At 74.4% G+C, this 15,195-nt stretch carries 10 protein-coding genes; 4 read left to right on the top strand and 6 right to left on the bottom strand.

Translation table 11 applies throughout. The annotated features are described in order from the left end of the window. Nucleotides 1-34 precede the first annotated feature (34 nt). The gene (locus tag AMPC_RS19470; RefSeq protein ID WP_248343194.1) at nt 35-1,456 is read right to left on the bottom strand and encodes an APC family permease; all 1,422 of its coding nucleotides are present in this window, start codon (nt 1,454-1,456) and stop codon (nt 35-37) included. 41 nt (nt 1,457-1,497) lie between these two features. On the opposite strand from AMPC_RS19470, the gene AMPC_RS19465 reads away from it, so the two are divergent. After that, the gene (locus AMPC_RS19465) at nt 1,498-2,871 is read left to right on the top strand and encodes a hypothetical protein (RefSeq protein WP_248343193.1); all 1,374 of its coding nucleotides are present in this window, start codon (nt 1,498-1,500) and stop codon (nt 2,869-2,871) included. 58 nt (nt 2,872-2,929) lie between these two features. On the opposite strand, the gene AMPC_RS19460 is transcribed toward AMPC_RS19465, so the two are convergent. The 5 genes from AMPC_RS19460 to AMPC_RS19440 form a co-directional block, all read right to left on the bottom strand. Next, entirely contained in the window at nt 2,930-3,955 is a 1,026-nt protein-coding gene (locus AMPC_RS19460; protein WP_248343192.1) for a 2-oxoacid:ferredoxin oxidoreductase subunit beta, read from the bottom strand. Continuing rightward, nucleotides 3,952-5,748, bottom strand: coding sequence for a 2-oxoacid:acceptor oxidoreductase subunit alpha (locus AMPC_RS19455; protein ID WP_248343191.1), 1,797 nt, complete (start codon nt 5,746-5,748; stop codon nt 3,952-3,954). Before AMPC_RS19455 ends, AMPC_RS19460 begins: the two co-directional genes overlap by 4 nt. A 43-nt stretch (nt 5,749-5,791) precedes the next feature. Then, nucleotides 5,792-6,157 carry a VOC family protein gene (locus AMPC_RS19450; RefSeq protein WP_248343190.1) on the bottom strand — a complete coding sequence of 122 codons (366 nt, stop codon included), beginning with the start codon at nt 6,155-6,157 and terminating at the stop codon, nt 5,792-5,794. A gap of 64 nt (nt 6,158-6,221) precedes the next feature. Beyond that, on the bottom strand, nt 6,222-6,638 hold the full coding sequence (locus AMPC_RS19445; protein WP_248343189.1) for a hypothetical protein: 417 nt from the start codon (nt 6,636-6,638) through the stop codon (nt 6,222-6,224). 95 nt (nt 6,639-6,733) lie between these two features. Continuing rightward, on the bottom strand, nt 6,734-7,924 hold the full coding sequence (locus AMPC_RS19440) for an acetyl-CoA C-acyltransferase (RefSeq protein WP_248343188.1): 1,191 nt from the start codon (nt 7,922-7,924) through the stop codon (nt 6,734-6,736). A 96-nt stretch (nt 7,925-8,020) separates the two neighbouring features. Here AMPC_RS19440 and AMPC_RS19435 point away from each other — a divergent pair, with 96 nt between their 5' ends. The 3 genes from AMPC_RS19435 to glgX all read left to right on the top strand — a co-directional run bounded on the left by AMPC_RS19435 (nt 8,021) and on the right by glgX (nt 15,174). Then, a complete protein-coding gene (locus AMPC_RS19435; RefSeq protein ID WP_248343187.1) occupies nt 8,021-11,632 on the top strand; it encodes a DUF3683 domain-containing protein in 3,612 nt (1,203 codons plus the stop codon). 138 nt (nt 11,633-11,770) lie between these two features. Next, a complete protein-coding gene (locus AMPC_RS19430; protein WP_248343186.1) occupies nt 11,771-12,925 on the top strand; it encodes an ABC transporter substrate-binding protein in 1,155 nt (384 codons plus the stop codon). A gap of 104 nt (nt 12,926-13,029) precedes the next feature. After that, a complete protein-coding gene (gene glgX / locus AMPC_RS19425; RefSeq protein ID WP_248343185.1) occupies nt 13,030-15,174 on the top strand; it encodes a glycogen debranching protein GlgX in 2,145 nt (714 codons plus the stop codon). The last annotated feature ends 21 nt before the right edge of the window (nt 15,175-15,195 follow it).

Here is a 15,195-nt window from a genome sequence, read left to right as displayed (position 1 = left end):
AGGCGCACCGGGGCGCGCGGCCGGCGCGCGCCGCTCACCCCGTCGCCCCGCCCTCGTCCGCCCCGCCCTCGTCCGCCACGCGCGACCTCCTCGACCGGCGCCGCCCGGCGAGGTACCAGACCGGTCCCACCGCCGCCAGCGCCGCCGCGAGCGCGAACGGCCCGAGCCCCAGCACGCGCGTCTCCGCGGACAGCCCCGACGCCGCGTAGGCGAGGAGCCCGACCGGCAGCGCCGCCAGCGCGAGCACGCCGGGGAGGCCGCCCGGCACGCGGAAGGGCCGGGGCAGCGCCGGCTCGCGCAGGCGCAGCGCCACGAGCGCCGCCAGCTCGAGCAGGAGGGAGGCGCCGTAGAGCAGCACGTCGAGGGCGATGAGCCGCTCGAGCCCGAGCCCGAGGCAGAGGGCCGAGAGCGCGGCGCCGAGCGAGAGGGCGCGGGTGGGGACGTGCGTGCGCGGGCTGCGCCGGGCGAGCGGCGCCGGGAGCCAGCCGTCGGCGGCCACCGCCTCGGCGAGGCGCGACCAGGAGAGGAGCAGGGCCGCGAACATGGTGACCGCGCTCACCGCCCCGCCCGCGGCGACGGCCACCGCGAGCCCGCCGCCGCCGAGCGCGCGCGCCACCTCCACCCAGGCGCCGTCGCGCCAGGCCGCGGCGGGGAGGCCCGAGGCGGCGCCGGCGAGCACCGCGGCGAGGTAGGCGGCCGCCACCGCCGCGAGCGAGAGCCACATGGCGCGCGGGTAGGTCCGCTGCGGCGCGCGGACCTCCCCGGCGAAGGTGGAGGCGTTGTCCCAGCCCATGTAGTTCCACATCGCCTGCAGCAGGCCGGCGGAGAAGGCGGGGCCGGCCGCCGGCGGGGGCGCGGCCAGGGCCGCCGCGACCGGCGCGGCGCCGCCCCGGAGCACCGCCAGCGCGGCGAGGACGGCGAGCGCCAGGAAGGGCGAGAGCATCAGCGCCGCCGCCGCGGCGGCGCCGAGCCCCACCGCGCGGATGCCCGCCAGGTTCCAGCCGGCGCAGAGGACCACCACCCCGAGCGAGAGCCCGAGGCCGAGCCCGCGCTCGGGGACGAGCCCGAGCCCGGGGAAGAGCGCCCCCAGGTAGCCGACCAGGAGCGTCGGATAGATGGCATTGTCCACGGCGCCGGCGGCGAGCGAGAGCCACGCCTCCTGCAGCCCCCAGAACGGCCCGAGCCCGCGCCGCACCCAGACGTAGAAGCCGCCGGTGCGCGGCAGCGCCGCCCCCAGCTCGCCGACGAGGAGCGCCACCGGGAGGCTCCAGACGAGCGGCAGCACCGCGAGCAGCAGCAGGGTCCGCGCGTAGCCGTGCCCCCTCACCACCTCCTCGAGCCCGTACGGCCCGCCGGAGACGATGAAGTAGGTCGCGGCCGCGAGGCCGGCGAGGGAGAGCTCGCGCGGAGGCGGCGGGGACGGCGCGGCGCGCCGGGTCGGGGCGGGGTCGGTCATGGGTGTGCCGCGCGCGGGCGGGCCAGGATATACCGGGGGCCATGCGCACGGACGCCGAGCTCTCGCAGGCCCTCGCCACCGCCGTCCTCGGGATCGACACGCTCTGGGGCGGCGACGTCATGAACCCCTCCGGCGCCGGGCGGTTCATCGCCGACTCCTGGTTCTCCGACGAGCCGCTCCCGGCGGCCTACACGCACCCGGCGGCCGCGGCGCTGCGGCAGGGGGGCGGCGTGTCGGCCGACGCCCCCGACCTCGCGGCGGTGGACGCCTACCTGGCCGCGGTGGACCTCCCCGGCGCCATCGAGGCGCTCGCGGCCGGCGCCCGCGGGGCGGCGGCGCAGCCCGGCCAGGCGCTGCGCGGCGCCTACCTCGCCGGGCTCGCCGAGACGCTCCGCGCGATGTGGGACCTCTCGCAGGAGCGGCTCGGGCGCGGCCCGGCGGTCCCGTTCGCGAGGACCGTGGAGGCCTCCACCGGCAAGCCCCCGGAGCCGTCGCGGCCCGGCGAGAAGCTCGAGCGGGTCCGCGAGCTGCTCGACCGCGCCGGCCACCCGGCCCGCGATCCGGCGGCGCTCCTCGCCGCGGCCGACGCCTGGCGGGCCGAGCGCAAGGTGCCCTCGCGGTCGATCCCCATGCTCGGCGCGGCCTTCATCGCCGAGCTCGAGGCCGGCACCGCGCGCCACGTCGTCCCGTTCCTGCCGCCGCGGCTGCGCCAGGTCCCGCTCGCCAACGTGGCGTTCGTCTCCATCGCCGACGCCTGGTTCTCGGGCTCGATGAACTACCTCGGCCGCGCGCGCACGGCCGCCGGGCAGCCGCTCTACGAGTCCACCTACGAGGTCAACGCGCGGCTCGAGATCTCGGTCCCGGAGTTCGCGCAGCTGGTCTCGCACGAGGTGGTCCCGGGGCACGTGACCACCTTCGCGCTCCTGCAGGCCGGGTACGTCCAGGGCGCCCTCGGGTTCGAGTCCACCCTCCTCACCATGAACACGCGCGGCGCCGCCCTGTCGGAGGGCATCGCCAACAACGCGCTCCTCATGGCCCACGGGGTGGTGGACGTCTCGGAGCTCGCCGACCCCGACCTCCGGCTCGGGATGCTGCTCTCGCTGCTCCAGGACGACGCCAAGAACCAGGCCGCCTGGCTCACCTGGGCCGAGGGCGCCGACGGGACGGCGGTGGCCCGGACGCTGCGCGAGCAGTTCCTCTGCTCGGCGGAGCGGGCCGAGAAGCTCGCGATCGGCTGGGCGCGCCACCCGCTCCTCGGGCGCATGTACCTGCCGGCCTACCGCGCCGGCACCGAGCGCGTCGCCGAGCTGCGCCGCCGCCACCCGCCGGAGCAGGTCATCCCGGCGCTCTTCGGCGCGCGCGGGATGGTGGACGTGGTGACGGTCGAGGCGGCGATCACGGGCGAGCTGAAGTAGCCGGGCGCCGCTGGCCGCCCCTCGCCAGCGGGGGAGGGTCAGGGAGGGGGCCCGCCCCTCACCGCAGCTCGTCCACGATCTTCCGGAGCGCCTCCGGCGGCGGGCGGACCGCCTCCTCCGGGAGCGTCGCGAGCGGCGCGTCCACCAGCTCGAGCGCGTCCACCAGCGTCGGCGCGGCGGGATCCACGAAGAAGAGCCCGGTGAGCACCTCGCCCGCCCGGGGCGGCGCCGCGAGGCGCGCCAGGGCCCGGACGCGATCGCGCGGGTCGTACTCCTCCTCGAGCTTCTGGAGGGTGAGGCGCGAGCCGTCGTGGAGCGTGACCTCGAGCGCGGTCCCCGGCGCGTACTCGACCGCGATGTCCTCGTACGCCGGCACGAACCCGAGCTCCTGGAGCGGCTGCTCGTGGTCCTTCATCCAGGCGTAGCTCTTGGTCGAGCCCGCGTGGTCGTTGAAGGTGACGCAGGGCGAGATCACGTCGAGCACCGCGGTGCCCCGGTGGGCCACCGCGCCCTTGAGGAGCGCCGCGAGCTGCCGCTTGTCGCCGGAGAAGGAGCGCCCCACGTAGCTCGCGCCGAGCTGGATCGCGAGGGCGCAGAGGTCGATGGGCGGCAGGGGGTTCACCGCGCCGGTCCGGAGCTTCGCCCCCGCGTCGGCGGTGGCGGAGAACTGGCCCTTGGTGAGCCCGTAGACGCCGTTGTCCTCCACCACGTAGATCACCGGCAGGTTGCGCCGGACGAGGTGCACGAACTGGCCGATGCCGATCGACGCGGTGTCGCCGTCGCCCGAGACGCCGAGCGCGAGCAGCCGCCGGTTGGCGAGCACCGCGCCGGTGGCCACCGACGGCATGCGGCCGTGGAGCGCGTTGAAGGCGTGCGAGCGGCTCATGAAGTAGGCCGGGCTCTTCGAGCTGCAGCCGATGCCGGAGAGCTTCGCCACCCGCTCCGGCTCGATCCCGAGCTCGTACATCGCCTCGACGATCCGCTCCGAGATGGCGTTGTGGCCGCAGCCGGCGCAGAGCGTGCTCTTGCCGCCGCGGTAGTCGAGCACGGTGAGGCCGATGCGGTTCTGGTCCTGGGCGCTCACGGCGCGTCCTCCTGGGCGAGCACGAGCTCGGTCACGGTCCGGGCGTCGAGCGGCAGCCCGTCGAGGTGGGCGGCGCCGCGCAGCCGGGGCACGAGCGCCTCCGGCAGGTCGAGCTTGAGCAGCGCGGCGAGCTGCCCGTCCCGGTTCTGGTCCACCACGTAGACCCGGCGGTGCGCGGCGACGAAGTCGCGCACCGCCCCGGCGAAGGGCCAGGCCCGGACGCGCAGGTAGTCGGTCTCGAGGCCGCGCTCCTCCCGGAGCTGGTCGCGCGCCTCGACGACCGCGTGGTGCGAGCTGCCGCAGGCCACGATCCCGACCTCCGCGCCGGCGCCCTCGACCAGGGGCGCCGGCAGGAGCTCGCGCGCCCGGTCGAGCTTGCGAGAGAGGCGCGCCAGGTTCCGCTCGAAGGTGCCCGGGTCCTCGCTGTAGGCGGAGCGATCGTCGTGGCCGGTGCCGCGGGTGAAGTAGGCGGCCGCCGGGTGCGGCGTGCCCGGCAGCGTGCGCCACCCCACCCCGTCGCCGTCCACGTCGCCGTAGCGGGCGAAGCCGCCGAGCCGGTCGAGGTCCTCCTTCGCGAGCACCTTGCCCCGCCGGATCGGGCCGTCCGGGTAGGCGAACGGCGACGCCGTCCAGACGTTCATGCCGAGGTCGAGGTCGGAGAGGACGAACACCGGCGTCTGCAGCGCCTCGGCGACGTCGAAGGCGCGCCACCCCAGCTCGAAGCACTCCTCCGCCGTGCCGGGGAGCAGCAGCACCTGGCGGGTGTCACCGTGGGAGAGGAAGGCGGTCGAGAGGAGGTCGCCCTGCGCGGTGCGGGTGGGGAGGCCGGTCGAGGGACCGGCCCGCTGCACGTCCCAGATCACCGCCGGGATCTCGGCGTAGTAGCCGAGCCCGGCGAACTCGCTCATGAGCGACACGCCCGGACCGCTGGTGGCGGTCATGGCCCGGGCGCCCGCCCAGCCGGCCCCAAGCACCGCGCCGGCCGCGGCGAGCTCGTCCTCGGCCTGGACCACGGCGTAGGTCGCCTTGCCGTCCTTCGCCCGGCGGTGCTCGGCGAGGTAGCCGATGAGCGCCTCGGCCAGCGAGGAGGACGGGGTGATGGGGTACCAGGCGAGCACGGTGACGCCGCCGAACAGCGACCCGGCCGCCCCCGCGGTGTTGCCGTCCACGAGGAGCTTCCCCCGGTTCCCGTCCATCCGCTCGACGCGGAAGGGGTCCTCCTTCACGAGGCCGGCGCGCGCCCCCTCGAAGCCGGCGCGCGCCGCCGCGAGGTTGAGCTCGCGCGCCCTGGCCTTCTCCGCGAACTGCCGGCCGACCGCGCGCTCCACCTCCTCGAGCTCGATCCCGAGCAGGGAGGCGAGGGCCCCCACGTAGCACATGTTCTTCACGAGCTTGCGCAGGCGCGCCTCGGGGCAGGCCGCCGCGGCGAGCTGGTCGAAGGGGAGCGCGTAGGCGACGAGCCCGGGGGGCGGCGCCGCCGGCCGGAGCGGGGCGTCGTAGAGCACCGCGGCGCCCGGCCGGAGCGCCGCCACGTCCTCGGCCACCGTGGCCGGGTTCATCGCCACGAGCAGGTCCACCTCGCGCTTGCGCGCGACGTACCCGCGCCGCGAGAGCCGGATGGTGTACCAGGTGGGCAGCCCGGCGATGTTGGAGGGGAAGAGGTTCTTGCCCGAGACCGGGATCCCCATCTGGAACAGGGCCCGCAGGAGCACCGTGTTGCTGCTCTGCGAGCCCGAGCCGTTCTGGGTGGCGACCCGGATGGCGAAGTCGTTGACGACGGGCTCCCGCTGCATGCGGGAGACATAACGGGCGCTCGGGGCGGCTGCCCCGTCCGCCCTACTCCCGCTTGTGGCAGACCGCCTCGACGTTGTTGCCGTCGGCGTCCTTCACGAAGGCGGCGTAGTAGTTCGGGTGGTAGTCGGGGCGCAGCCCCGGCTTGCCGTTGTCGGTCGCGCCGGCGGCGAGGGCGGCGGCGTGGAACGCGTCCACCTGCGCCCGGTCCTCGGTCGCGAAGGCGAGGTGGAGCCCGCCCGGCGCCGGCTCGCCGGCCGCGAGCCAGAAGTCCGGCTTTCGCCCCACCCCCATCCCGGCGGCCTCCGGGAAGTCGGCGATCACCGTGTAGCCGAGCGGCCCGAGCGCCTGCTGGTAGAACGCCTTGCCCTTCGCGAAGTCCCGCACCTTGAGCGTGATGTGGTCGATCATGCCGCCGAGTCTGCCCCGTCCCGGACCCGGGCGGCCCGCCTTTTTTGGGCGAGCCCCGGCGCCGCTAGAACTCGGCGACGATCCCGGCCGCGTGGCCGTTCATCACCGGGTCGCGATCGGGCGAGCTCATCCCGTCCGACGCGAGCCGCTGGTCGCGGTTCTGCGTGCCGCTCACGACCCCCCAGGTCGCCCCCGCCACCACGCCGACGCCGGCGCCGATGGCGATGTCGCGCCCGTAGTTGCCCCCCTCGATGAGGCCGATCCCGGCGCCCACCAGCGCGCCGGCCAGGCCGCCGTAGAGCGCGCTGAGCGCCACGTTGGCGGCGCCGCCGTCCCCCGCGCCGCCCCCCATGTCGAGCGCCAGGTCCCCCGACCGCGGCGCGCCAGGCGCGAGGCTGCCGGGCAACCGATCGACCGCGCGCGCGAGCGGTGGCGCCGCGAGCAGGGTGAGCAGCGAGACTGCGGCGATGAAGCGTTTCACGGTGTCCCCCTCCAGCCGGGCGGTCCCCGGCCCCCGTGAAATTTCTGGCGCTCGTCCTGGCACGGCAACGGGCCGGGCGGGCGGCCGGGCGCGCGTCACGCCGGCTCGAGCACCGCCGCGATCCCCTGCCCCACCCCGACGCAGAGCGCGACCAGCGCCGGCCCGGTGGGCGACCGGGCGAGCGCCTGCGCGGCCGTGACCGCGAGCCTCGCCCCCGAGCAGCCGAGCGGGTGGCCGAGCGCGATGGCGCCGCCGTCGGGGTTGAGGCGCGGATCGGCGGGATCGAGCCCCCACTCCCGGCAGACCGCCAGCGCCTGGGCCGCGAAGGCCTCGTTGAGCTCGATGCGCCCGAGGTCGCCCAGGCCCAGGCCGGCGCGCGCGAGGGCCCGCGCCGCCGCCGGCACCGGCCCGAGCCCCATCTCCGCCGGGGCCACGCCGGCCACGGCGGTCGCCGAGAGGCGCGCCAGCGGGCGCAGCCCGTGGGCCCGCGCGTACTCCGCCGAGCCGAGGAGCAGCGCCGCCGCGCCGTCCGAGAGCGGGCTCGAGTTCCCCGCCGTCACCGTGCCGCCCGGGGCGAAGGCCGGCGCGAGCCGCGCCAGCGCCGCGAGCGTGCCGCCGGGGCGCGGCCCCTCGTCCGCCTCCACCCTCCCCGCCGCGGCCTCGACCGGGACGAGCTCCGCGCCGAACCGCCCCGCGCCGGCCGCCGCCAGGGCGCGCGCGTGGCTCCCGAGCGCGAAGCGGTCCTGCGCCTCGCGCGAGAGGTCGAAGCGGCGCGCCAGCGCCTCGGCCGTGACGCCGAGCGCGTCGGTGTGGCCGAGCGCCTCGAGCCGCGGGTTCACGAAGCGCCAGCCGAGCGCGGTGTCCTCGAGCCGGGCGGCGCCGCGCGGGAAGGCGCGCTCGGGCTTCGCGAGCGCGAAGGGGGCGCGGCTCATCGACTCCACGCCGCCGGCGACGTAGAGGTGCCCCTCGCCGGCGAGGAGCGCGCGCGCCGCCTGCGCCACCGCCTCGAGCCCCGAGCCGCAGAGCCGGTTCACCGTGCAGCCCGGGACCGACACCGGGAAGCCGGCGAGGAGCAGCGCCATGCGGGCCACGTTCCGGTTGTCCTCGCCCGCCTGGTTGGCGCAGCCGAGGTAGACGTCCGCCACCTCGGCCGCGGGCACGCCGGCGCGGCCCACGAGCGCCTCGAGCGCGCGAGCCGCGAGGTCGTCCGGCCGCACCGACGCGAGCGCGCCGCCGTGGCGGCCGAGCGGCGTGCGGACCGCGCCGAGCACGAGCACCTCCCGCATCGTGCTCACGTAGGGCGGCCGGCCGGCGCGCGCAGGACTTCCGGCGCGGGGCCCTCTCCCCAAGCAGGTGCCCTACCTGCTAGGCTGCTGGGTCCCATGGCAGCTCCGACTCCCCGCGAGATCCCCTTCAACTACACCTCGGCCGACGACCGCCAGGCGGTCACCTTCCTGCTCGGTCCGGCGGTCTGGCAGAAGCTGGAGGAGCTGCGGTCCCGGCGCGTGACCGGCCGGAGCGCGCGGCTCCTCATGCGGTTCCTCGGCGAGATCCTGATCCACCGCCGGAACCCCTTCCTCTACGAGGAGCTCATCTCGAGCCGGAGCCGGAGGCGGCGCTTCTTCGACAACATCGCCCAGGACCTCTCGGTGATCGCCGAGAACGCCGCCGAGCCGGAGGTGCGCGACATCCTCGCCGCCTGCCGCAAGCTCCTCGGCGAGTTCCGCAGCGAGGTGGACGACGCGCCCGACTTCCGCGCGCGGCTCAAGAGCCAGCTCGGCGCGGTGGTGGGCAAGGAGAACGTCCTCACCGACCCGTTCACCCTCGTCTCGCACGCCACCGACGCGACCGACTGGCGCCTGCACCTGCCGGTGGCGGTGGTGATGCCGTCGGAGGAGGCGCAGGTCGGGCCGCTCCTCGCCACGATCGGCCAGCTCGGCCTCTCCGCCATCCCGCGCGGCGCCGGCACCGGCCTCACCGGCGGCGCGGTCCCGGTGCGCCCCGGCTGCGTGGTGGTCAACACCGAGAAGCTCGACCGGATCCGCTCGGTCACCGAGCGGAGCTTCACCCTCGCCGACGGGCGGACGGTGAAGAGCGCGGTGATGGAGCTCGAGGCGGGCGTCATCACCGAGCACGCCATGAACCACGCCGCCGAGCGCGGCCTGGTCTTCGCCACCGACCCCACGAGCGCCTGGGCCTGCTCCATCGGCGGCAACATCGCCGAGAACGCCGGCGGCAAGACCTGCGTGCTCTGGGGCACCTGCATCGACAACCTGCTCGCCTGGCGGATGGCCCTGCCCGACGGCAGCCACGTCACCATCCACCGCGTCGATCACCAGCTGCGCAAGATCCTGCCGGCCGACCCGGTCACCTTCGAGGTGCGCGACGCCCGCGGCGAGAAGCTGCGCACCGTCGCCCTCACCGGCGCCGAGATCCGCAAGAACGGCCTCTGGAAGGACATCACCAACAAGGCGCTCAAGGGGCTGCCCGGCGTGCAGAAGGAGGGCACCGACGGCGTCATCACCTCGGCGGCCTTCGTCCTCTACCCCGCCTACGAGCGCTCGACCACGCTCTGCCTCGAGTTCTTCGGCCCGGACATGGACGAGGCGAGCCGGGTGATCCTCGACCTCGCCGAGGCCTTCCCGAACCGCGGCGAGGAGGTGCTGCAGGCGCTCGAGCACTTCGACGACCAGTACGTCCGGGCCATCCAGTACAAGGTGAAGGCGCCGCGGTCGGAGACGCCGAAAGCGGTGCTCCTCATCGACGTGGTGGGCCACGCGCAGGAGCAGGTCGCCCGCGGCGTCGAGACCATCCGCCGCCTGCTCGAGCCGCACGAGAACACCTTCCTGTTCGTCGCCCGCGACGCCGAGGAGGGCACGCGCTTCTGGCAGGACCGCAAGAAGCTCGGCGCCATCGCCAAGCGGACCAACGCCTTCAAGCTGAACGAGGACATCGTCCTCCCGCTCACCGCCCTCGCCGAGTTCGCCCGCTTCTGCGACGCGGTCAACGTGGACGAGGAGCGGCACAACCAGGAGGCGGTGGTGGCCCGGGCGATGGAGGTGCTCGGGCAGGCCGCCGAGGACGAGGCCCAGCTCCTCGCCGGCAAGGTGGCCCGCGCCATCGCCCGCTGCGTGAAGGCCATGGAGGCGCTCCGCGACGCCGGCGAGAAGGAGCTGCGCGCCCTCTCGGTGCTGAAGCAGCTCCGCGAGGACCTCCTCGAGACCGTGGCCGGGTACGAGGGCGTCGAGGCGGCGCTGCAGGCCGCCTACGACGAGGTGCGCGCCCGCCGCATCGTCATCGCCACCCACATGCACGCCGGCGACGGCAACGTGCACGTGAACATCCCGGTGCTCTCGAACGACCGCACCATGATGCGCCGGGCCGAGGCCACGGTGGACCGGGTGATGGAGAAGGTGGACGCGCTCGGCGGCGTCTGCTCCGGCGAGCACGGCATCGGCATCACCAAGATCAAGTACCTCGACCGCGCCATCGTCGAGGAGCTCTCCGCCTACCGGCGCACCGTCGATCCGCGCGGGATGATGAACCCCGGCAAGCTCGAGGACGTGGACGTGCTCGAGCAGGTGTTCACGCCGTCGTTCAACCTCCTCGAGCTCGAGGCCCGCATCCTCCAGCACGGGCAGCTCGGCGAGCTCGCCGCCAAGATCGCCACCTGCGTCCGCTGCGGGCGGTGCAAGCCCGACTGCTGCGTCTTCCACCCGGCGCGCGGCCTCTTCTTCCACCCCCGGAACAAGAACCTCGCCATCGGGGCCCTCATCGAGGCGCTGCTCTACGACTCGCAGCGCGAGCGCTCCGCCCGCTTCGAGCTCCTGCACTACCTCGAGGAGGTGGCCGACCACTGCACCATCTGCCACAAGTGCGTGAAGCACTGCCCGGTGTCGATCGACACCGGCGACGTCTCGGTGCTCGAGCGCGAGATCCTGATGTCGCTCGGCTTCAAGCACACCAAGGTGGCGACGCGCGCGACGCTCAAGTACCTCGAGTCGCGCTCGGAGGGCTACAACGCCGCCTTCCGCCTCGGCGTGGTGCGGCTCGGCGGGTTCATGCAGCGCGCCATGGCGAAGGTGCTCGGGCCGCTCCAGGACCAGGACAGCGCCGCCGCGAGCTACCCGCTCCAGATGCTCCGCTCGCCGCTCGCCCGGCCGGACGCGCGCACCCTGCACGACGTCCTGCCGCGCTGCGAGCCCGACCAGGCGCTGGTGCTCGAGCCGGAGGGCGAGGCGACGGCGACCGTCTTCTACTTCCCCGGCTGCGGCTCGGAGCGGCTCTTCTCGAGCGTCTCCATGGCCGCCATCCACGTGCTGCTCGAGACCGGCACGCGGGTGGTGCTGCCGCCGCCCTTCATCTGCTGCGGCTTCCCGGCCTACGCCAACGCGCGGACCCAGCAGCACGGCCGCCAGGTGCTGCGCGACAGCATCCTCTTCAGCCAGATCCGGGAGATGTTCTCCTACCTGACGTTCGACGCCTGCGTGGTCACCTGCGGCACCTGCCGCGAGGGGCTGCACGCCATGGAGGCGAGCAAGATCTTCGGCGCGCCGGTGGTGGACGCGGCGAAGTTCGCCTTCGACCGCGGCCTGCGCGCCCCGGCCGAGGGCGGCTTCCTGTACCACACCCCCTGCCACGACTCGCTCGACGGCAAGGGGCCGCAGCTCCTGCGCAAGCTCGGCGTCGCCGAGGTCGAGGCGGTCCCGCACTGCTGCTCCGAGGCCGGCACGCTCGCCCTCTCCCGCCCCGACATCACCGACGCCATGCTCCACCGCAAGCGCGAGGCGGTGAAGGAGGCGCTCTCGACGCGCCCCGAGGGCGCGGTGATGCTCACGAACTGCCCGTCCTGCCTGCAGGGGCTCTCGCGCAACGCCGCGCTCGGCGCCGAGCCGCGCCACCTCACGGTGGAGCTCGCCCGCCGGCTCTCCGGTGAGGACTGGATGGAGAAGTTCGAGAAGGCCGCCGCGAGGGCGCGGCCGGTGCAGTTCTAGCGGCGCGCCCCGCCCGGGTGGTCCGGCCGGCGCCGGCCCCCTTCCGGTCTTGGGCCTCCCTCGCGCGAAGCGGATAGAAGCGAAGGGCCGTTCACCGAACGTGCTCCGCTCCCGCCCGCGCCTCCAGGAGGTCCCCCCATGCGCCCGCTGCTCACCCTGCTGCTCGCCGCGCTCCTCGTCCCCGGCTCCGCCCGGGCCGCCGCGCCGGTGAAGCTCGGCATCATCAACTCCGTCACCGGCCCCGAGGCGCCCATCGGCGAGAACCTGACGGGCGGCTACAAGCTCGCCGAGGAGGATCTGAAGGCCAGGGGCACGCCCGTCGAGCTCGTCTGGGAGGACGACACCGGCAAGCCCCAGATCGCCATGGGCGCGATGGAGAAGCTCGCCACCCGCGACCGCGTGGCGGCCGTGGTCGGGCCGTACACCTCGGCCTCCTCGAACGCCACCGCCAAGCGCGCCGAGCAGTACAAGGTGCCGCTCGTGATCCCGGCGGCGTCGAAGGAGGAGATCACGAAGCAGGGGCTGAAGTGGGTCTTCCGCGTCTCGGCCACCACCGACGACTACGCGGCCATCCTGCTCGACATGGCGCTCTCCGTCGGGAAGCCCCGGACCATCGCCATCGTCAACGAGAACACCGACTTCGGGGTCTCCGCCGCCAAGAGCGCGCGCGCCCTCTCCGAGAAGCGCGGCCTCAAGGTGGTCGCCGAGGAGGCCTACTCGAAGGGCTCGCCCGACTACCGCTCCACGCTCACCAAGGTGAAGTCCGCGAGCCCGGACCTCGTCTTCATGGTGTCGTACGTGGCCGACGCCATCCTGCTCATGCGCCAGTCGCGCGAGATCGGCCTCTCGCCGCAGGCCTTCCTCGGCGCCGGCGCCGGCTTCGCCACCGTGCAGTTCGCGAGCGAGCGCGACGTGTCGAACGGGGTCTTCTCGAGCACGCAGTGGACCGACGACGTGAAGTGGCCGGGGGCCAAGGCCTTCTTCGACCGGTACAAGAAGCGGTTCGGGAAGGAGCCGACCTACCACGCGGCCTGCGCCTACGTGTCGCTCCTCATCGCCGCCGAGGCGGCCTCGCAGGCGGGCGGCGACCGCGAGAAGACCCGCGCCGCGCTCGACCAGGGCAGCTGGAACGGGATCATGGGCCAGGTGAAGTTCGTGGACGGGAACGGCTACACCAACCAGAACCGTCACCCCATGCTCGCCGAGCAGGTCCAGCAGGGGCGGCAGGTGACGGTCTACCCGCCCGACCTCGCGAGCGCGAAGCCCATCTGGCCGTTCCCCGGCTGGCGGTAGGCGGTCCCGCCCGGGCGCCGTCTGCGCCGCCTGCGGGGGCTGCCCGGCCGTCCTAGCTTGAGCTGGGGCGGCCGCCCCCGCGGCCGTCGACGAGGATCGCCCGCATGGACGCCATCCACCCGTGGCCCGGGAAGGCCTACCCGCTCGGCGCCCGCTGGGACGGCGAGGGGGTGAACTTCGCCGTCCACTCGAAGCACGCCACCGCGGTCGAGGTCTGCCTCTTCGACCCGGGCGACCCGTCGCGCGAGCTGCAGCGGGTCCCGCTCACCGAGGTCACCGGCTTCGTCTGGCACGGCTACCTCCCCGGCCTGAAGCCCGGGGCGCTCTACGGGTTCCGGGTGCACGGGCCCTACGCGCCGGAGCGCGGGCTGCGCTTCAACCCGCACAAGCTCCTCGTCGATCCCTACGCGCGCGCCATCGACGGCGAGGTGGACTTCGCCGGGCCGGTCTACGGCTACCGGCTCGGCGCGCCCGAGGAGGACCTCGCCTTCTGCGAGGCCGACTCGGCGCCGTCGATGCCCCGCTGCGTGGTGCTCGACGACCACGCCTTCGACTGGACCGGCGACGCCCGGCCGGAGCACCCGCTGCACCGCTCGATCGTCTACGAGCTCCACGTGCGCGGGTTCACCATGCGCCACCCGAAGGTGCCGCCCGAGCTGCGCGGCACCTACGCCGGCCTCGCGAGCCCGCCCGCGCTCGAGCACCTGCGCCGGCTCGGGGTCACCGCGGTGGAGCTGCTCCCGGTGCACGAGTACGTGGACGACCCCTTCCTCCAGGGCAAGGGGCTCCGGAACTACTGGGGCTACTCCACGCTCGGCTACTTCGCCCCCGAGCACCGCTACAGCGCGAGCGGCTCGCGCGGCGGCCAGGTGGACGAGTTCAGGCAGATGGTGAAGACGCTCCACCAGGCCGGGATCGAGGTGATCCTCGACGTGGTCTTCAACCACACCTGCGAGGGCAACCACCTCGGCCCCACCCTCTCGTTCAAGGGGCTCGAGAACGGGAGCTACTACAAGCTCGCGCCCGACCCGCGCTACTACGCCGACTACACCGGGACCGGGAGCAGCCTCGACGTCTCGAACCCGCAGGTGCTGCGGCTGGTGATGGACTCGCTCCGCTACTGGACGGACGAGATGCACGTGGACGGCTTCCGCTTCGACCTCGCCACCACCCTCTGCCGCAACCCGCACGACTTCGACCGCTACTGCAACTTCCTCCAGGCGGCGCACCAGGACCCGGCCCTGCAGAAGGTGAAGCTCATCGCCGAGCCCTGGGACGTGGGGCCCGGCGGGTACCAGGTGGGCGGGTTCCCGACGCGCTGGAGCGAGTGGAACGGCAAGTACCGCGACGTGCTGCGCCGCTTCTGGAAGGGCGACATCCAGGCCCAGGAGCTCGGCTACCGGCTCACCGGCTCGGCCGACCTGTACCAGGCCGCCGGGCGGAAGATCTTCGCCAGCGTGAACTTCGTCACCTGCCACGACGGCTTCACCCTGCGCGACCTCGTCAGCTACGACCACAAGCACAACGAGGCCAACGGGGAGCAGAACCGGGACGGCTCGGACGACAACGCCAGCTGGAACTGCGGCGTGGAGGGCGAGACGGACGACCCCGAGGTGAACGCGCTGCGCGACCGGCAGCAGCGGAACCTCATCGCGAGCCTGCTCGTCTCGCAGGGCGTGCCGATGCTCAGCGCCGGGGACGAGATGGGGAAGACGCAGGGCGGCAACAACAACGCCTACTGCCAGGACAACGAGCGCTCCTGGCTCGACTGGGACCTCGACGACCGCCGGGCGGCGCTCCTCGGCTTCACGGCGCGGGTGATCCGGCTGCGGCAGGCGCAGCCGGCGCTGCAGCGGCGCCGCTTCTTCCGCGGCGCGCACATCTGGGACAGCTCGCTCAAGGACCTCGCCTGGTTCCGGCCGGACGGGAGCGAGATGACCGAGGAGGACTGGCAGGCCCCCTACGTCCGCTCGCTCGCCTTCGTGCTCGGCGGGGACGCCATCGCCACCCCGGACGAGCGGGGCCAGCGCATCCGCGGCGACACGCTGCTCGTCCTCATGAACGCGCACCACGAGCCGGTGCCCTACACGCTCCCCGAGATCACCTGGGGCGAGGAGTGGGAGGTGCTGCTCGACACCGCCGGCGCGAGCGACGCCAAGCGCGACCGGCTGGCGGCCCGCGGGGTGGTCGAGGTCTCGGCGCGGTCGCTGGTGGTGCTGTCGCGGCCGGCGCGGCCGGAGCCCACCTGAACAACGTTTGCACAGTCATTG

Source organism: Anaeromyxobacter paludicola (assembly GCF_023169965.1).
In the GTDB taxonomy this organism is placed as follows: Bacteria; Myxococcota; Myxococcia; order Myxococcales; family Anaeromyxobacteraceae; genus Anaeromyxobacter_B; species Anaeromyxobacter_B paludicola.
Note: the sequence above shows the minus strand (reverse complement) of the source record. Positions and strands in the feature narration are given on the sequence as shown.